The sequence below is a fragment of the Peribacillus simplex NBRC 15720 = DSM 1321 genome, assembly GCF_002243645.1.
Classification (GTDB): domain Bacteria; phylum Bacillota; class Bacilli; order Bacillales; family DSM-1321; genus Peribacillus; species Peribacillus simplex.
This window is the reverse complement of sequence record NZ_CP017704.1, coordinates 4,099,255-4,118,046: the sequence shown is the minus strand read 5'-3', so window position 1 is coordinate 4,118,046 and position 18,792 is coordinate 4,099,255. Positions and strand designations below refer to the sequence as shown.

15 protein-coding genes are annotated in these 18,792 nt (G+C 42.9%); 3 read left to right on the top strand and 12 right to left on the bottom strand.

All coding sequences use genetic code 11. The features are described 5' to 3' along the window. Positions 1–48 precede the first annotated feature (48 nt). Together citZ and BS1321_RS19870 are read right to left on the bottom strand one after the other, a co-directional pair. Positions 49–1,164: a citrate synthase gene (citZ, locus tag BS1321_RS19875; RefSeq protein ID WP_063232731.1), complete on the bottom strand. Its 1,116-nt coding sequence runs from the start codon at positions 1,162–1,164 to the stop codon at positions 49–51. A 538-nt stretch (positions 1,165–1,702) separates the two neighbouring features. Then, complete coding sequence (locus BS1321_RS19870; protein WP_034309113.1) at positions 1,703–2,164, bottom strand: DUF441 domain-containing protein; 462 nt, start codon at positions 2,162–2,164, stop codon at positions 1,703–1,705. Between the two features lie 193 nt (positions 2,165–2,357). Here BS1321_RS19870 and ytvI point away from each other — a divergent pair, with 193 nt between their 5' ends. Beyond that, a complete protein-coding gene (gene ytvI / locus BS1321_RS19865; protein ID WP_063232730.1) occupies positions 2,358–3,482 on the top strand; it encodes a sporulation integral membrane protein YtvI in 1,125 nt (374 codons plus the stop codon). A gap of 87 nt (positions 3,483–3,569) precedes the next feature. Here the strand turns inward: ytvI and aceA are convergent, their stop codons facing one another. From aceA to dnaE, 10 genes are all read right to left on the bottom strand, one after another. Next, the gene (gene aceA / locus BS1321_RS19860; RefSeq protein ID WP_063232729.1) at positions 3,570–4,853 is read right to left on the bottom strand and encodes an isocitrate lyase; all 1,284 of its coding nucleotides are present in this window, start codon (positions 4,851–4,853) and stop codon (positions 3,570–3,572) included. Positions 4,854–4,891: 38 nt separating this feature from the next. Then, the gene (aceB, locus tag BS1321_RS19855) at positions 4,892–6,484 is read right to left on the bottom strand and encodes a malate synthase A (RefSeq protein WP_063232728.1); all 1,593 of its coding nucleotides are present in this window, start codon (positions 6,482–6,484) and stop codon (positions 4,892–4,894) included. Positions 6,485–6,864: 380 nt separating this feature from the next. Next, the gene (locus BS1321_RS19850) at positions 6,865–7,257 is read right to left on the bottom strand and encodes an FxsA family protein (protein WP_034309123.1); all 393 of its coding nucleotides are present in this window, start codon (positions 7,255–7,257) and stop codon (positions 6,865–6,867) included. A gap of 81 nt (positions 7,258–7,338) precedes the next feature. Continuing rightward, complete coding sequence (gene pyk, locus BS1321_RS19845; protein ID WP_063232727.1) at positions 7,339–9,099, bottom strand: pyruvate kinase; 1,761 nt, start codon at positions 9,097–9,099, stop codon at positions 7,339–7,341. A 122-nt stretch (positions 9,100–9,221) separates the two neighbouring features. Continuing rightward, positions 9,222–10,181, bottom strand: coding sequence for a 6-phosphofructokinase (gene pfkA, locus BS1321_RS19840; RefSeq protein ID WP_063232726.1), 960 nt, complete (start codon positions 10,179–10,181; stop codon positions 9,222–9,224). Between the two features lie 279 nt (positions 10,182–10,460). Further along, complete coding sequence (gene accA / locus BS1321_RS19835) at positions 10,461–11,459, bottom strand: acetyl-CoA carboxylase carboxyl transferase subunit alpha (protein ID WP_063232725.1); 999 nt, start codon at positions 11,457–11,459, stop codon at positions 10,461–10,463. Beyond that, entirely contained in the window at positions 11,456–12,319 is an 864-nt protein-coding gene (accD, locus tag BS1321_RS19830; protein WP_063232724.1) for an acetyl-CoA carboxylase, carboxyltransferase subunit beta, read from the bottom strand. Before accD ends, accA begins: the two co-directional genes overlap by 4 nt. 90 nt (positions 12,320–12,409) lie before the next feature. Continuing rightward, positions 12,410–13,039 carry a FadR/GntR family transcriptional regulator gene (locus BS1321_RS19825; RefSeq protein WP_094246639.1) on the bottom strand — a complete coding sequence of 210 codons (630 nt, stop codon included), beginning with the start codon at positions 13,037–13,039 and terminating at the stop codon, positions 12,410–12,412. Positions 13,040–13,044: 5 nt separating this feature from the next. After that, entirely contained in the window at positions 13,045–14,286 is a 1,242-nt protein-coding gene (gene ystJ, locus BS1321_RS19820; protein ID WP_063232723.1) for an NADP-dependent malic enzyme, read from the bottom strand. 112 nt (positions 14,287–14,398) lie between these two features. Next, a complete protein-coding gene (dnaE, locus tag BS1321_RS19815) occupies positions 14,399–17,758 on the bottom strand; it encodes a DNA polymerase III subunit alpha (RefSeq protein ID WP_311621469.1) in 3,360 nt (1,119 codons plus the stop codon). Between the two features lie 182 nt (positions 17,759–17,940). Here dnaE and ytrH point away from each other — a divergent pair, with 182 nt between their 5' ends. Both ytrH and ytrI read left to right on the top strand, forming a co-directional pair. Further along, positions 17,941–18,276, top strand: coding sequence for a sporulation membrane protein YtrH (gene ytrH, locus BS1321_RS19810; RefSeq protein WP_063232721.1), 336 nt, complete (start codon positions 17,941–17,943; stop codon positions 18,274–18,276). Beyond that, a complete protein-coding gene (ytrI, locus tag BS1321_RS19805; RefSeq protein ID WP_063232720.1) occupies positions 18,273–18,776 on the top strand; it encodes a sporulation membrane protein YtrI in 504 nt (167 codons plus the stop codon). The genes ytrH and ytrI overlap by 4 nt, the downstream gene beginning before the upstream one ends. Positions 18,777–18,792 lie beyond the last annotated feature (16 nt).

Sequence of the window (18,792 nt, the reverse complement as noted above, 5' to 3'; positions counted from 1 at the left end):
ACTACAAATTCGATGAAATAAAAAATGATTTTTAGAAAAAACTTTTAATTAGCGTTTTTCAATCGGTACGTATTTTTGCATACCTGGTCCAACATACTCTGCACGCGGACGGATAAGGCGGTTGTTTGAATATTGCTCAAGGATATGAGCGATCCAGCCTGAAGCACGGCTTACAGCAAAGATTGGTGTAAATAGGTCATGTTCGATACCTAAACTGTGGTATACGGAAGCAGAATAGAAATCCACGTTCGGCGGAAGATTTTTTTGACCAGTCACGATTTCATGAATTTTGATGGACATATCATAATATTGCGGTTGTCCAGTAAGTTCAGTCAGTTTTTGTGACATTTCTTTAAGGTGTTTAGCACGAGGATCACCTTTACGGTATACACGGTGGCCAAAGCCCATGATTTTTTCTTTATTGGCTAATTTTTCGTTGATATATGGCTCAACGTTATCAACTGAACCAATGTCTGTAAGCATTTTCATGACTTGTTCGTTAGCTCCGCCGTGAAGTGGGCCTTTTAAAGCGCCGATGGCAGAAGTTACGCCAGAATAGATATCAGATAATGTAGCCACACAAACGCGTGCAGTGAATGTAGAAGCGTTTAATTCATGGTCAGCATGAAGAACCAATGCTTTGTTGAATGCTTCTTCTTCGATTGCCGTTGGTTCGTTACCGCTTAACATATATAAGAAGTTTGCAGCAAAGCTTAAATCTGTACGTGGAGCAACAGCTTCTTTCCCTTGACGGATGCGAGCGAAAGTTGTTACCAATGTAGGGATTTTTGCTTGGATGCGGATTGCTTTACGATAGTTAGCTTCTTCACTCATCACATCTGCTTCTTCATCATAAAGACCAAGAAGAGATACTGCAGTGCGAAGAGCTCCCATTGGATGTACTTTATCAATTGGGTATGTTTTGAAGTGATTAACCACTTCAGCTGGAATTTCAGCATTTTCAGCAAGTTGTTTAGTTAATTCTTCTAGTTGGCTTTTGTTCGGAAGAGCTCCGTGCCATAAAAGATAGATTACTTCCTCGAATGTTGCGTTTGAAGCCAAATCATCGATGTCATAACCTACATACGTTAATGTGTCATCGATAATGGAGCTTACTGATGAAGTTGTTGCTACCACACCTTCAAGACCTTTTGTTGCTGTCATACTAAATCTCTCCTTTTCCTAAATATTCCCCTATGCCCTTGCTATTAGCGTATAAATATAGCGCTTCCAAGAAATTAGCTATTGTAAACAACCATCTATTTTTTAGCAGAAGACATACATCTTGTATTGGAAGCGTTCACAGAATATGACCCCAACAATAGTAAAATGTACGATAATCTTTAATAAGAAATTCTAAAAATAATGCTTGTAGCTATTCCTAGTGAGCGCTTGCTCAATAACTACATCTTTTTTTAAGATTCCTCAAAAATATCAATGATATTCTGAATCCCAATTTTAATAAATCAGAGCAGTTACATGATTATTATAAACAATAAACACTTTTTTGGGAATGAAAAGCACTTAAAATGTGAAAAAATTATTATTTTATTAGAAAAATTAGCTACATATTCTCTTGCTTTTTTTAATGCGATTCAAAACGTTTTTTTGAAAATTTGCCTCAAAGCAGAATAAACGAAACATTAAATAGAAAATTTACATTCCCAGTACTGACGGACTTTTCTACCCTTTGCGACTCTCTTCATTTAAAAAAATTGAATATCTGCATGCATAAATAAGCAATTCCCGCCCCGATTAACGGACCGACAGCCACACCTTTGAATAATGCGACCGCCAGAATCGTCCCAAAAACAAGAGCCGTGGTAATATGAGGATCATGTGATAGGAGCGTAATCCCATTTTTTGCTATGAGAGCAACCGCTATTCCTGATGCAAGCGCAATCCAGGCATAAGGAGATTTTATCGCGTCTCCAAGTTCCTTGAAACCTATCGCCCCGTTTGCTATGGGTATTAGTACGGAAATCGTAATGATCGTAACGCCCAGGTTGATTCCTTTCGCTTCCAGGTATGGAAACACTTTAGCGTCGAGGCCAATCAGTTTCATGCTTAAAAGAAAACCTGCAGCCATGATCAGTGAGGTATTTTTCCCAAACCAACCGATTGCAGCAAGCAGAATTAAAAATACAACAGGACCGTTGATCAATATCCCTACACCTTCTTCCTTCTGTTTTTGTTATTTTAACATAACAAACTCCCCTATTTCCTAGGAGAAAAATGATTTATGGAACGATGCATCGGCGGAAAAAAGTTAAGCCGAAAGATGAAAGAATCTTTCCTTTCTTTTCCATCATCGTTACAATTATAATACAAACTTTATGATTGAAGGAGGATATGACTTGAATCCGGTATATATGTATCGTTTCATTCGCTCTTTACTGGTCGTCGGAGGGATAATTTTAGGTGGAATTGCCTTGTTTTATTTATCTAAATATACATATCCATTCATCATTGCCCTGATAATCGCTTTCTTGATGAATCCCCTGGTCACTTTTTTCGAAAGGAAAGGAAGGCTGCCACGGGGGTTGGCTGTATTCGTTTCCCTTTTACTCATTTTCCTTTTATTTGCGGGTCTTATCACCTTACTGGTTACCGAAATCATTTCAGGGACCAACTACCTTGCCGGAGTCATCCCGAAACACATTGAAACCATCGTGGATTATATAGAAACATATATCGCTTCCACCGTCATCCCTTTATATAATCAAATAGCTGCCATGTTCAATAATTTGGATATCGAACAGCAAGACACAGTCCTCAAGAATATCCAAAATATCGGTGAATCCATCACTACCGGAGTAAGCGGCTTCATTCAAGCTTTCTTGAAGAACATCCCCACAATCATCGGATGGTTTCCAACTACAGCAACAGCACTCCTTTTTACCCTGCTGGGCACTTTCTTCATCAGCAAAGATTGGGATACCTTTGGCCGCATGACCGGAAAAGTGTTGCCTGATAAGATTTTTGCGGGTGCCAAGCGTTTATTTTGGGACTTAAAACGGGCTTTGTTCGGGTTTATCCGTGCACAATTCACTCTTGTTTCATTGACGACTGTCACGATTTTAATCGGATTTCTCATTTTGGGGGTGAATTACTCAATTACCATTGCCCTGATATGTGGACTGGTCGATATCATTCCCTATTTAGGGACAGGTACGATTTTCATACCTTGGATCATCTTTGAATTCATCGCCGGGAATACAAGTCTTGCAATCGGTTTGTCCGTCCTTTACATAATCGTCGTTGTCCAGCGTCAGTTAATAGAGCCAAAAGTACTTTCTTCCAGTATTGGTTTGGATCCGCTTGCCACTCTCATCGCCTTGTTCATCGGCTTCAAATTGATCGGTTTCCTAGGGCTGATTGCAGGACCTGTCGTACTTGTCATATTCAATACACTTCAGCGTGCAAATGTCTTCAAAGCCATATGGACTTTCATCATCGGAGATACAAAGAAAACCACTTAAGTTAATCCAGACATCTATTAGCATTCACCCATTTCCATTTAAAAATCCGCCTCGGCTACAAGGCGGATTTTTGGTTTTAAGCTAAAATTATTTTGACGTCTCGAATTGTTCTGTTTCAGTAGAACCTGCAAGTGCTGTTGTGGATGATGTTCCACCAGAAACGACTTGTGCCACTTCATCAAAGTAACCAGTTCCCACTTCACGCTGATGACGTGTTGCTGTATAGCCGTCGGGCTCACTAGCGAACTCCGCTTGTTGAAGTTCTGAGTATGCAGCCATGCCGCGATCTTTATAACCAAGAGCAAGGTTGAACATGCTGTGATTCAATGAGTGGAAGCCTGCAAGTGTAACGAATTGGAATTTATAACCCAATTTACCCAATTCCACTTGATAATTGGCAATCTCTTCATCACTTAATTTCGCTTTCCAGTTAAATGATGGAGAACAATTGTAAGCAAGCAGTTTGCCCGGGAACTCTGCATGGATCGCTTCGGCAAAGCGGCGAGCATCCGCTAGATTAGGTTCAGAAGTCTCACACCAGATAAGGTCGGCATACGGCGCATAAGCAAGGCCTCTTGCAATTGCTTGGTCAAGACCTGCATTCGTGCGGTAGAATCCTTCTGGGGTCCTTTCACCAGTGATGAATGGTGCATCGACGGGATCAATATCATCGGTGATTAAATCTGCAGCATCAGCATCCGTACGGGCAATCAAGATAGTCGGTGTACCCATTACGTCGGCTGCCAATCGGGCGGAAACTAAATTACGTACTGCCGTTTGGGTTGGAAGAAGGACTTTACCGCCTAGGTGACCACATTTTTTCTCGGAAGAAAGCTGGTCTTCAAAGTGAACGCCTGCCGCTCCAGCTTCGATCATGCCTTTCATTAATTCGAAAACGTTAAGGGAACCGCCAAAGCCTGCTTCAGCATCCGCCACGATTGGAGCGAACCAATCGATATCATTTTTTCCCTCAGCAAAGCTGATTTGGTCTGCACGCTGAAGTGTCTGATTAATGCGTTTAACTACTTGCGGCACGGAGTTGGCTGGATATAAACTTTGGTCAGGGTACATTTGCCCTGCAATGTTTGCATCTGCCGCCACTTGCCAGCCGCTTAAGTAGATTGCTTTTAAACCAGCTTTCACCTGCTGCATGGCTTGGTTACCAGTCAATGCTCCTAATGCGTTGATGAAATCCTCTGTATTCAATAGATTCCATAGTTTTTCAGAACCACGGCGTGCCAATGTTTGTTCAATATCGATGGAACCTCTTAGTTTAATCACTTCTTCTGCCGTATAAGGACGTTTAATACCAGTCCACCGTGAGTCATTTTCCCAGCTTTGTTGTAATTTTTGCGCTCTCTCATTCATCATCTTTATTTCCTCCTGATTTATAATATATTTTTTGAATATTAAGATAATTTTTCGTATGCCGCGTTGGTTAAGAAATCTGCAAAGTCATCCGCTTCAATCAATTGTTCAAATAGTTTAGTAGACTCTTCAAACTTTCCTGATTTGAAAGTTTCTTCCCCTACTTCCGATTTAATGACCGCCACTTCTTCTTCTTTGATTTGATGGAATAATTCCTTGGTTATTTTTCTGCCATCTTCGAGAATGCCTTTTGGATGACGAATCCATTGCCAAACTTGAGCCCTTGAAATTTCAGCGGTTGCAGCATCTTCCATTAAGTTATTGATGGGTGCCGCACCTCTGCCGCTTAACCAAGAGGCGATATATTGAATGCCTACGTTAATATTCGTCCTTAATCCTGCCTCTGTGATCGTTCCTTCCGGTACAGCCAGCAACTCTTGAGCTGTTACATGGACATCTTCCCGTTTTCGGAAAATTTGATTCGGTTTTGCGACGAGCAGGTCAAAAACCTCTTTTGCCGTGCTCACCATACCCGGGTGGGCAACCCATGTTCCATCATGACCGTCTCTTGCTTCGCGTTCTTTATCTGCCCGGACTTTCGCAAAAGCCTCATCGTTCTTAACCGGGTCATTTTTAACAGGAATTTGCGCGGCCATCCCGCCAATTGCAGGAGCATTACGAGTGTGACATGTTTTGATTGCCAGTAAGGAATACGCCCTCATGTTCGGGACGGTCATCGTGACCTGCTGCCGGTCTGGGAAGATAACATCATCCGAGTGACGGAATTTTTTCAGGAAACTAAAGATATAATCCCAGCGGCCACAGTTCAGGCCTGCCGAATGTTCTTTCAGCTCGTACAGAATTTCGTCCATTTCGAATGCAGCAAGAATCGTTTCTATCAAGACCGTTGCCTTGATGGTTCCTTGCGGAATTCTCAGATCGTTCTGAGCATATACGAATATTTCATTCCATAATCTTGCTTCGAGATGGCTTTCCATTTTTGGTAAGTAAAAGTATGGACCGCTTTGTTTTTCGACCAATGCTTTTGCATTGTGGTAAAAGTACAGTCCAAAGTCAAAAATGCTGGCTGATATAGGCTGTCCATCTAAAAGGACATGTTTTTCCTCCAAATGCCAGCCGCGTGGCCTTACCTTTAGGACAGCTGTTCTTTCATTTAACTCATACACTTTGCCATTTGGATTTTTAAATGAAATGGTTCCGCGGATTGCATCGCGCAAATTCAATTGACCATCAATGCAATTCTCCCAAGTGGGTGAATTGGCATCTTCAAAGTCCGCCATGAATACATTGGCACCTGAGTTCATGGCATTAATGATCATTTTACGATCGACAGGTCCAGTGATTTCAACCCTGCGGTCTTGCAAATCATTCGGGAGGGGCTCAATCGTCCAATCACTTTCACGAATATGCTTCGTTTCTTCAAGGAAATCAGGAAGCTTGCCTTGATTCAGTTCTTCCTGAACGCTTTTCCGCCGTTCTAGGAGTTCTGCCCTTCTTCCACTGAAATGCCGTTCAATTCTTTCGATGAATTGAAGAGCTTCCGCTGTAAGTATTTGTTCATATCCTGGCTTAATGTTGCCTGTAATTTGTAAGCCTTTTGCTTCCGTAATCATGTTGCCTCTCCACATCCTTTCCAACTTTTATATGTTATAATACAGTTGTTTTATTTCCTGTTTGTATTATATAACACGTTGTATAAATTTGTCACCAGTTTTTTCTAAAAAATCTAAAAAAAGATTTTTAAGCACGGAAAAGCCAGATTTACCAATGTTTCCAAGGGCTTAATAGTTTAAAAATCCTGTTATTATACACTTTTTCACTCTCGTGGAATTCATCATTTAATGATGAAACAGGCAAAACCCGATTTACATTGAAGCTCTCATTTCAATGAAAAGCAAAAAAAGCACCCTATAAAAAACTTGGATGCTTTTGTTGACCTTTTTTCCAGACCAAAAAGGCTGCCTAAAAGCTTGAGCCTTTAGACAGCCGTATATTATTTATGCCGAATGATGGTAACTTTCCCTTTATTCATCCTGTTCATGATAAACCGGATAACAATCGGTTTGAGGAGATTCCGGGTTGGCGGAAACACAAGGATCAATCCCATGATATCCGAGATGAGCCCAGGGGACAGCAAAAGTGCAGCTCCGATAAAGATACAGATTCCATCAATGATTTCATTTCCTGGCATCATTCCGTAACGAATCTGTTCCTGTGCCTTTTTCCATGTTTCCATCCCTTGCCGTTTAGCCAAATAGGCTCCGATCAAACCTGTGGCTACAATCAGGAACAGCGTTGGCCAAAAACCAATCAGATTGCCTGACAGCAAAAGGACAATAATTTCAACGACCGGCATCGCAATGATAAACATTAAAAAATATTTCATCTACATTCCTCCTGCACAGCCCATTTCTGGTGCGGTACATCCATCTTACCTCATTGGCACGGAATCAGCCAAAATTTCGTTTTACAGTACGTTGGCATGTCCATCATAAATGACTCCACGACCTGCATCGACTGTTATTCTTTGACCATCCTTGAAAACCTTGGTCGCGTCTTCCGCCCCAACGATGACCGGTATGCCCAATGTGACTCCTACAACAGCTGCATGGCTTGTCAAACCGCCTTCTTCCGTAATCAAGGCCGCACACTTTTCAATCGCCGGCATCATTTCGCGGTCCGAACCGATCGTAACCAATACAGAGCCTTCCGTCACTTTTTCCAAAGCTTCCTTGGCATTCTTAGCGATAACCACTTCACCTTTAGCTGATTTCCTGCCGATTCCTTGAGCTTTCAAAAGAACCTCTCCTAACACATGAATTTTCATCAAGTTAGTCGTACCTGTTTCACCTACAGGCACACCGGCCGTAATGACGACTAAATCCCCATGGGAAACTAAGCCAGAATGCAAGCTTTCATCTATTGCGGTTTGAAGCATTTCATCGGTAGTCGTTGCTTTTGGACCAATCTGCGGATAGACTCCCCAAACCAATGCAAGCCCTCTTGTAACATGATCATTGGATGTAACCGCAATGATCGGTGCTTTAGGGCGGTATTTGGAAATCATCCTTGCCGTATGACCGCTTTCTGTAGGGGTGATGATTGCCCCTGCATTAAGATTAAGCGCGGTGTGGGCAACGGATTGTCCAATAGCATCAGTGACATTATGACGGTTCACTTTGCTTCTGACTGATAATATATCCCGATAATCGAGGGCAGTTTCAGCACGTGAAGCAATGTTATGCATCGTTTGCACCGCTTCGACAGGATAGGTTCCAGCAGCTGTTTCACCAGAAAGCATGATTGCATCCGTTCCATCAAATATGGCATTGGCCACGTCACTTGCTTCTGCACGGGTCGGCCTTGGGTTACGCTGCATCGAATCGAGCATTTGTGTAGCCGTTATGACTGGTTTCCCAGCATTATTACATTTTTTGATCATTTGTTTTTGGACTAATGGCACTTCTTCTGCAGGAATTTCCACTCCCAAGTCTCCACGTGCTACCATCAAACCATCTGAAACTTCCAAAATTTCATCAAGACGGTCTACGCCCTCTTGATTTTCGATTTTAGGGATGATTTGAATATGTTCCGCTCCATTTTGCTGTAATAATTCACTAACTTCAAGCACGTCGGAAGCCCTGCGTACAAATGAGGCAGCAATGAAGTCGACACCCTGTTCGATTCCAAAAAGGATATCCTGTTCATCTTTCTCCGTTATGCCAGGCAGGTTTACCGAAACCCCAGGAACATTCACGCCTTTTTTGTTCTTAAGTGTACCGCTATTCAAGATCTTGGTATGGATTTCTTTTCTTACCTGATCTATCTTCAACACTTCAAGCCCGATCAATCCATCATCCAAAAGGATTTTAGATCCTGGGTGGACATCATGCAGAAGCCCTTCATAGGTAATGGAGAATTTTTCAGGTGTTCCCAGGACTTCATTCATGGAAATAATGACTTCATTGCCGGCTACAAGCTCCATAGAATCATTTTCCATATTATTCGTCCGTATTTCAGGTCCTTTTGTATCTAACAGGATGGCAACCTGTTTACCCACTTTTTCGCTCGCTTCTCTGATATTGCGGATTCTAGCGGCATGTTCTTCATGATTTCCGTGAGAAAAGTTAAGCCGTGCTACATTCATCCCCGCTTCTATTAATTGAACCAGCTTTTCTATACTTTCACTTGCGGGGCCAATCGTACAAACAATCTTGGTTTTACGCATCGTGTCATCCTCCTTTAAGGAAAACTCGCCGCCTGTCCACCTTTTGAAGACAGGGGCGCAGTGTTTTATGTCTTCTTTTAATACCCAATTCTTTAAAAAGCAATTCCTATCGGTGAATATGATTAAATGGATAGCTCAGAGGATAAATCATACATCTTCTTGTCAATTGTATGCGGTTTAGCAAGAGCTTCGATGATATCATAATCAACAAGTTGATTTTGTTCTATCCCGACAGCCCTGCCTCCTTTTCCTTCAAGAAGCAATTCAACGGCTCTTGCTCCAAGCCGGCTTGCCAATACCCTGTCATTTGCCGAGGGAGATCCTCCGCGCTGAACATGGCCCAGGACCGTTACACGGGTTTCAAATCCTGCTTTCGCCTCAATTTTCCTGGAAATATCAACGGCACTTCCAACACCTTCAGCTACAATGATGATACTGTGCTTTTTCCCACGGTCATGTCCGCGGTTCAGCTTCCCAATCAGTTCTTCTATATCATATTCATATTCAGGACAAAGAATCGTTTCAGCTCCGCCAGCCAATCCAGCCCAAAGCGCGATATCGCCGGCATCTCTTCCCATCACTTCAACCACATAAGTCCTTTCATGAGAAGTGGCCGTATCCCGAATTTTATCGATAGCATCGATGACTGTATTCAGGGCCGTATCGAAACCAATGGTAAAGTCCGTACCCGGTATATCATTATCAATCGTTCCAGGAACTCCGATACAAGGGAAACCCCTTTCCGTTAAAGCTTTCGCTCCGCGGTAAGAACCATCGCCACCAATTATGACAATGCCCTCGATACCAAGTTTATTCAATTGTTCAATCGCTTTTAGCTGGCCTTCCTCCGTCTTAAATTCCGGACAGCGAGCCGTATGTAACATTGTGCCGCCTCTATGAATGATATCCCCGACCGACCCAAGTTCAAGCTTCTTTATATTTCCATTTATCAGACCATGATAGCCATGATAAATTCCGAAGACCTCCATTTCATGAAAAATCGCTTTCCGGACAACTGCTCGGACTGCCGCATTCATGCCTGGAGAATCTCCTCCACTTGTCAATACACCTATTCTTTTCATAAATGTCACCTCTCTACAGCACTAATCAATTTTAAGCTTCGTTATTTCATTGTACCCTTTTTCAAGCTTCAATAAGCAGTAACTGTTTCACTTATGCACACTTGATGTTATAAGCCTAACCGATTATCTTCAGAAATTGAAGTAAAATGGCGTAAAAGTTTACATTCTACACACAAACCATATTCTTTACTCGTTTCGATAATGAATACATATGCGCCCATGAAAGGATGAAAAAACGTGTTGCCCCAGGCAGCACGTTTTTCCTTTTGCAAAATCTGTTTATGAATGCTGTTCCACTTCCTTAGGTTCGCCCTCAGGTTGTTTTGCAAATTCATATTCACCGATTTTCTTGAATTTCATATAACGCTGGTTGATAAGATCATCACTATTCAATGGCAGAAGTTCATTGAATGAACGTTTCAGGATTTCCTTGATGGCTTCAGCCTGTAAATTTGAATCCCGGTGGGCGCCGCCCCTCACTTCAGGAATGATCTCATCGATTACTCCTAAGCGGTTTAAGTCGGGAGCCGTGATTTTCATCGATTCCGCAGCCCTCTTAGCCTGAGAAGCATCCTTCCAAAGCAAGGCTGCAGCTCCCTCAGGGGAAATTACCGAATATGTTGAGTTCTCAAGCATGAAAATTCGGTCTCCGACACCAAGTGCCAATGCACCGCCGCTTCCGCCTTCACCGATGACAATACTGATGACCGGCACCTTCAGCCCTGCCATTTCGAAAAGGTTTTTCGCAATGGCTTCACTTTGCCCGCGCTCTTCAGCAGCTTTACCAGGGAAAGCTCCCTTCGTATCAATGAAACAAATAATCGGCCGGTTAAATTTTTCCGCCTGTTTCATCAGACGCAAAGCTTTTCGATAGCCTTCAGGATGGGGCATGCCAAAGTTACGACGGATGTTTTCCTTCGTATCCTTACCTCGTTGATGACCGATGACAGTCACGGCAAGTCCATTAAATTCTGCGATTCCAGCGACAATCGCTTCATCATCCCCATAATAACGATCCCCATGAAACTCGATGAAGTCATTGAATAATAGCGGAATGTAATCAAGCGTCGTCGGACGGGCTGGATGCCGGGCAATCTGAACACGATCCCACGGTTTTAGATGATTATAAATATCCACTTCCAGCTTCTCTAAACGCTTTTCCAATGTTTCGATTTCAGCTGTAAGGTCTACATCAGCATCCTTCGAAATTGCCTTTAGCTCTTTAATCTTATTTCTCAGGTCCGTAACGGGACGCTCGAACTCTAATTCATAAATCATAACCATTCACCGCCCGGGGCATGGATTTTAAGGATCGTCGTCAATGTTTCCTTCATTTCCGTACGTTTGACGACCGCATCCAATTGGCCGTGCTTCATCAAGAATTCAGCGGTTTGGAAATCTTCAGGAAGCTCTTCATGGATCGTCTGTTCAATGATTCTTCGGCCCGCAAAACCAATTAGGGCTCCAGGTTCGGCTAGATTAATATCGCCAAGTGACGCGAAACTTGCCGAAACCCCACCTGTGGTAGGATGGGTCATCATTGAAATGATCAGTCCGCCTTCATTGCTGAACATCTTGAGTGCTGCACTTGTCTTTGCCATCTGCATCAAGCTTAAAACACCCTCCTGCATCCGAGCGCCGCCTGATGCCGTAAATATGATGAACGGAATCTTCAATTCAGCTGCACGTTCAATAGCACGGGTAATTTTTTCCCCAACAACGGATCCCATGCTTCCCATCCGGAAATTCGAATCCATGATGGCTGATGAAACTTGGTACCCATTAATGCTTCCCACTCCTGTGACAACAGCCTCATTAATCTTGGCTTTCTTTTTGTCTTTTTCCAATTTATCCAAGTAATCCGGAAATTCAAGCGGGTTAACTGAAATCATTTCTTTATCAAATTCATTAAAACTGCCCGCGTCGAATAAAAATTCGATGCGCTCATGAGAAGACATCGGATGGTGGTACCCGCAATGCAGACAGACTTTCTTGTTTTTCACCAATTCTTTTGTATACATGATTTTTTTACAGCCGGTGCACTTTGTCATGATTCCTTCTGGTACATCTTGTTTCTCCCGATCTAAAGGAACCGTTGCATATTTCTTCTTAGACTTCGCAAATAGCTCTTTAAGCAAGCTTAATCCTCCCTTTACCACCAATTATCTATTTTATGATACTTGGTACAAACTATATCAGAAATAAAATTAGTATCGTGTAAAAAGGTGTCACTCGTCCTTCGACATATTTCTAATTCTAATAAGATACGTTTCGATGGCTTTTTCTTCATCACGTTCGAGCAAATATGTAAGAAGTGCCAGATAATCTTCTTTTTTCACATTACCCTGTACCATCTCTGATGTTCTAGCATAGCTGTTGACAATGCGCCAAATTCTTTCCAGCAAACGATTGCGATTCAAAATGGCAATTCTTAAGAAGAAATCATCATCATGAAACTCATCCGCTTTGACCCAGGCCATTAATCTTTTGATATCTTCAGCCGTAGCGAAAAAGGCAACGATCCGCAAACAGTCAATTTCAATCAGCCTTTTCGTCTCAGACAAATCTTCTTGTACTTTTTTATCTTGCAAAAAAAAGGTTCCCAGAAGCTCGACTAGCTTATGCTCCTGGAAATCCCTGATAAACGTCCCTTCACCACGCCTTGTTTCTATTAATCCTAATAGCTCTAAGGCACGCAATGCTTCACGGACAGAGGAACGGCCAACATTAAAACGATCCGATAACTCCCGTTCTGATGGGATTTTATCTCCCGGCAGGAGGCTGTCCGCTTCAATCATGCTACGTAGGCTCTCAACGACATCGAGATAAATTTTGGATGAAGAAGTACGACCTGCCAAATTAATTATTCCTCACTTTTTCCAATGATCGCTAATTTCCTTGTTTTTTCTTTAATTTCCTCGGGATCCACATTAATTCTAGCCACTCCCGTTTCCATCGCTGCCTTGGCAACAGCAGCCGCAACGGCAGGTGCTACCCTCTCATCAAATGGAGCAGGGATAACGTAGTCTTCGTTTAACTCATGTTCCTGTATTAAACCGGCAATGGCTTGTACTGCAGCAACCTTCATTTTTTCATTGATATGAGTCGCACGTACATCTAATGCCCCACGGAAAATCCCTGGGAAAGCAAGGACGTTATTGACCTGATTCGGGAAGTCCGAACGGCCTGTTCCAACAACCTTGGCACCCGCTGCTTTCGCTTCTTCCGGCATGATTTCCGGATCTGGATTAGCCATCGCAAAAATGATCGCATCCCGATTCATCGAAGAAACCATTTCTTTTGTCAATGCACCTGCGGCAGAAACTCCTATAAATACATCAGCGTTTTGAATGACAGTTTCCAAAGGTCCTGAAACCTTATTTCGATTGGTCACTTTCGCCACTTGTTCTTTTGTATCATTCATACCTGTCGAACGGCCCTCATAAATGGCACCCTTCGTATCACACATGATAATGTCACGAACTCCATAGCTATAAAGCAATTTAATGATGGCAATGCCCGCAGCGCCTGCTCCATTCGCTACCACTTTAATTTCCGACATTGATTTATTCACAAGTCGTAACGCGTTTACAAGACCGGCAACAGTAACAATGGCTGTACCGTGCTGATCATCATGAAAAACAGGGATATTCATTTCTTTCTTGAGGCGTTCTTCAATTTCAAAACAATTTGGTGCAGCTATGTCCTCTAAGTTCACTCCACCGAAAGTCGGTTCGAGTAATTTAACGGTCTCTACAATTTTGTCCACATCCGTCGTTTTTAAACAGATTGGGAAAGCGTCCACTCCAGCGAAGCTTTTAAATAAAACGGCTTTTCCTTCCATAACCGGCATAGCAGCTTCCGGACCGATGTTTCCAAGTCCCAACACAGCCGTTCCATCAGAAATAACGGCAACAGTATTCCCCTTCATTGTATAGTCATAAACGGTTTCCGGCTTATCGTAAATATCTTTACACGGTTCTGCGACACCAGGAGAATAAGCCAGGCTTAAATCTACTGCATTCCTTACCGGTACTTTCGATACTGTTTCTAATTTTCCTTGATTCAAGCGGTGCATATGTAATGCTTCTTCTCTTAATGTCATAGTTTCACTCCTAAAACAAATTGGGTATACCAAATCTTATATGCTGAAATCTAGTGGTCAGACCACAGCGGCCTGTTCTCAATATAACATAACTATTAAAGTTGTAAAACAGTTATTCTTTCTTGTAAACCACATTCCCTTTTCCAACCAAGTCAAATAGTGCCTGCATTAGACTATCGGTAGGATTGACCCAATCCCAATAAGATAGCTGTACATAGCGGTTTTCCCTCTCGTAAAAAAGCATGACCTTGGTTTCACCGCTATGCTGCATTAAAATTTTTTTTATTTTTTGCAGTGTATCCTTCGTTTGCTTGCCAGCCTCAATTTTCAGGAATATCGTTCCGTTTTTTTCCTCTTTCATCTGCTTCACTTTTTCAAGCGGGTATACGTTCCTGATCAGGAGCTGTGTTTTTCCATCCCGTTCTTCCAATGTCCCTTGCAGCATAACGAGTTGTCCGTGATTCAAGTCGGCGGAGTGGTTTTTATAAACATTTGGGAAAACGACCGCTTCAATATCCCCCTCTTCATCACTAACGCTCAAGAAAGCCATCACATCGCCCTTTTTTGTCCTTATGGTTTTAACCGACGTAATGTATGCGCCAAGTAAGACTTTTGATTCCTTTTTATTGGTAGCTTCCTCTATGGTCAAACAGCCGAAGTGCTGAAAAAGTTCTCTGTAGCTTGTCACAGGATGATTCGATAGATAAAGCCCCAATGCGCTTTTTTCCAACGAGAGTTTGTGCTCAATAGGGATAGGCTCGACCCGGTTGTATTTCGGTTTGAGTGAAAACTCGCCATCCGAAAACATATCGAATAGGTCATCATCTGGATTAACCAATTCCGTATGATTGATCGCTACGTCCAAGCTCGCCAACAATGTTGCCCGGTCTTCACCGAATTCATCAAATGCACCTGAATGTACAAGCGCCTCCAACACTTTTCTATTTACGATTTTCCCCGAAACGCGCAAACAGAAATCGAATAAATCAGCGAACTTCTTCTGCCGCCTCGCAGCAAAGATTTCTTTTAGGACCGTTCCGCCTATCCCTTTTATGGCTCCAAGGCTATAACGGATCCCTTCCTTTTCCGGTAAAAACGGGTAACCGCTCCGGTTAATCGAGGGAGTCAAAACCATTATCCCTTTCTTTTTTGCTTCACGGATATATTGCGAAATCTTTTCATCATTCCCGACGACCGATGTCAGGAGTGCTGCCATGAAATATTCCGGATGGTGGGTTTTCAAGTAACCCAGCTGATAAGCGATGAAACTATACGCCACCGCATGGCTTCGGTTGAATCCATAGTTAGCGAAGCGGACAATCAAGGAATATATCTCATCTGCCGTTTTTTCGGAGTATCCTTGTTTCAATGAGCCGCTCACGAAATGCTGCCTCTCTTGATCCAGAACATCCTTCTTCTTCTTCGAAACTGCACGACGGAGCAGGTCAGCCTCCCCTAATGAAAAACCGGCTAAGCGTGAGGCAATTTGCATGATTTGTTCTTGATAAACGATGACCCCGTATGTCGGCTCGAGGATATCCTTCAAATCCTCGTGCAGGTAATCAATCGGTGCCAGTCCATGTTTTCGCTCGATGAACAGCGGAATATTTTCCATCGGACCTGGACGATATAGGGCATTGACCGCGACGATATCCTCGAATCGGTTAGGTTTCAGCTTGATCAAAACCTTTCGGATGCCATCCGATTCAAATTGAAACACTCCGGTGGTTTCACCTCTCCCTAAAAGGGCCAGCGTCTCGGGGTCATCCATCGGGATATGGGACAAGTCCAGCTTTTTCCCCGTTCCCTTTTTGATGTTATTTAAAATATTATCGATGAGCGTTAAATTGCGGAGTCCAAGAAAATCCATTTTAAGAAGTCCCAGTTCTTCGAGAAGATCCATTGGATATTGAGTCAGATGGATGCCGTCATGCCCTCCTTGAATCGGGATATGCTCGGTCAGTGCCTGGTCGCTGATGACGACGCCGGCAGCATGTGTCGAAGCATGGCGAGGCAGACCTTCAAGCAATAACGCGGTTTGAAAAAGTTTTTGGTTCAGGTCACTCTCATTAACGAATTCCCTGAGCTTTTTCGATTCCTTGAAAGCCTCGGGAAGCGTGATGCCCAGACGGCCTGGAATCATTTTCGATACCGCTTCCTGTTCCTTTGAATTCAAGCCGAAAACACGTCCTGTGTCCCTTAACGCAGCCTTGGCAGCCAATGTTCCGAAGGTAATGATTTGTGCTACATGAAGTTCCCCGTATTTCTTCGCGACATAGGCAATCACTTCTTCACGGCGGTTATCCGGAAAGTCAATGTCGATATCCGGCATCGAGACACGCTCTGGATTCAGGAAACGCTCGAACAGCAAGGAATGTTCGATTGGATCGACATCCGTTATCGACAGCACATAAGCGACCATCGATCCTGCCGCCGACCCCCTTCCAGGACCAGTCAGGATTTGATGGTCCTTAGCGAATTTCATGAAATCCCAAACGATTAAAAAGTAATCGCTGAATTTCATCTTGGTGATGATATCCAATTCATATCGTAGGCGCTCTTCATATTGAATGGATGGCTCCGGCAATCTTTTCTTCAGCCCTTGGAAACAGATGGCTTCGAGCATTTCCTCGGCTGTGACTCCATCTTCAGTAGGGTACTTAGGCATCAGTGAACGATGAAATGGAATTTCCAGATTGCATTGCGCGTCAATATGTAGTGTATTTTCGAGTGCATCCGGTCTGTCATGGAATAGTTCTGCCATCTGAGCCCGACTTTTCAAATAAAATTGATCGGATTCAAGAACCGTATGCGTCTCATCCGCCAGCTTGTCGCCATTTCCAATCGCCAATAAGACTTCATGAGCGAGTGCATCGCTTTCGTTCAAATAATAGACCGGATTTGTCGCGACAATCTTTATCTCTAAATCTCTCGCCAGCTGACTTATAGCTTCGTTACCCTTTTCCTCATCCGCAATTGAAAGTCTCTGTATGGATACATAAAAGTTATCATGACCAAAAATTTGCAGAAATCGTCCTGCTGCCTGTTTGGCTTCTTCAGGATTTTCTTCTCTCAATAGCGTTTCTATTTGCCCCTCCGCACCCGGTGTGATTGCAATCAAGCCCCGGGAATAGGCTTTAAGCCAATTCATTGGAATGCCTGACGAGGATTTAGTTTTTATTGCACTGCTTATTTTAAGCAGGTTTTGATATCCTTGGAGACTTTTTGCCAATAAAAGAAGTCCATGTGCCGATTCCCGTTCATCAAGGACATCCGCAAGTATGCCGATGATCGGCTTTATCCCCTGTCTCTTGCATTCTTTATAAAAATAGACCGAACCGTACATAACATTTCGATCGGTTAAGGCAAGACTTTTACAGCCATCCGCTTTCGCTTTGGCCACAAGTTCAGTAATCTTCACCGTACTTGTCAGCAGGCTGTATCCGCTCTGAATATGGAGATGAGTATACACGTTTTTTCTCCCACCTTTGTAAGGCATGTTTCTTTTCATTATAGTGTTTATTTCAAAAAAAGAAAATATGTTCTCATTACCAATGCAATTTAACTTCCTGATTTCCGACGACTATCATATTACCTCTGAACTTCCCATATAAATGGAATAGAAGAATATCAAGCAAAAAAGGATGATGATATATGAATGAAGCCTTTGTTCCAGCCTTTCTCAACAGCTTTTTCATAGCGCTTGGCGTATTACTTGGCGGATCGATAATCGGGGGCCTCGCCGCTTTTTTTACTGGACAAGCCCCGATGACGACTGTATTCCGGCTGTCGGACAGCCTTCGTATTTGGGCGATTGTCGCTGCAATCGGGGGTACTTTCGATATGGTCTATAATTTCGAACGCGGTATTTTCCACGGAGAAACGAAGGATATAGTCAAGCAGGTCCTATTGATTCTATCTGCACTTGGCGGAGCACAGACAGGAGCACTGATCATAAACTGGTTCACGCAGGAGCATATTTCATCATGAGGATTCCTCCCTATCACCGGTCTCCCACCTGGCAGCGTTTTTTTGCCGGAGCCGCAATTGGCGGATTGATCAGCTGGGTGATTTTCTTTTATATGCATGGTGTCCAGCAGGAGAAGCAGATCCGGACCCTTCACGAACAAAGAGAAGAGATCAAGGATTTAAACGGGAAAATCGCAATTTGGGAGCAGGATTATAAAAAATTGAACCAGAAAAACGAGGAGATCCTGACGATTCAGGAAGTGGAAGTAACCATTACGAATGAAAAATACAGTCTGGATCGGCTGAGTATTGCAGAAGCGGAGGATGTGATTGAAGACAACCTTTCCTCTCTTCTCGCCAAAGATGTCGCCAGTGTCTATGATGGAAAGGTGCTTTTGAAAAAATCCATAGAAAATAAGATCGTAACCATCAATAAAAAGCGCTATCAACTTGAAGTCGTTGAAATCATGTTTTATACGAAAATGAATATTGAAATCAAATTAAAAAGGACTACTTCTTAGATCTTGGCTTAATTGA

Bases quoted from the DNA above. Each gene is read 5' to 3' on its own strand.
- aceB (WP_063232728.1), bottom strand. From the start codon at position 6,484: ATGATTACGGAAGCAAAAGGCTTACAAATTACAGGCAACATTAAGCCA.
- citZ (WP_063232731.1), bottom strand. From the start codon at position 1,164: ATGACAGCAACAAAAGGTCTTGAAGGTGTGGTAGCAACAACTTCATCA.
- BS1321_RS19850 (WP_034309123.1), bottom strand. From the start codon at position 7,257: ATGAAATATTTTTTAATGTTTATCATTGCGATGCCGGTCGTTGAAATT.
- accA (WP_063232725.1), bottom strand. From the start codon at position 11,459: ATGATTTATGAATTAGAGTTCGAGCGTCCCGTTACGGACCTGAGAAAT.
- aceA (WP_063232729.1), bottom strand. From the start codon at position 4,853: ATGATGAATGAGAGAGCGCAAAAATTACAACAAAGCTGGGAAAATGAC.
- pfkA (WP_063232726.1), bottom strand. From the start codon at position 10,181: ATGAAAAGAATAGGTGTATTGACAAGTGGAGGAGATTCTCCAGGCATG.
- pyk (WP_063232727.1), bottom strand. From the start codon at position 9,099: ATGCGTAAAACCAAGATTGTTTGTACGATTGGCCCCGCAAGTGAAAGT.
- ytrI (WP_063232720.1), top strand. From the start codon at position 18,273: ATGAGGATTCCTCCCTATCACCGGTCTCCCACCTGGCAGCGTTTTTTT.
- ystJ (WP_063232723.1), bottom strand. From the start codon at position 14,286: ATGACATTAAGAGAAGAAGCATTACATATGCACCGCTTGAATCAAGGA.
- ytrH (WP_063232721.1), top strand. From the start codon at position 17,941: ATGAATGAAGCCTTTGTTCCAGCCTTTCTCAACAGCTTTTTCATAGCG.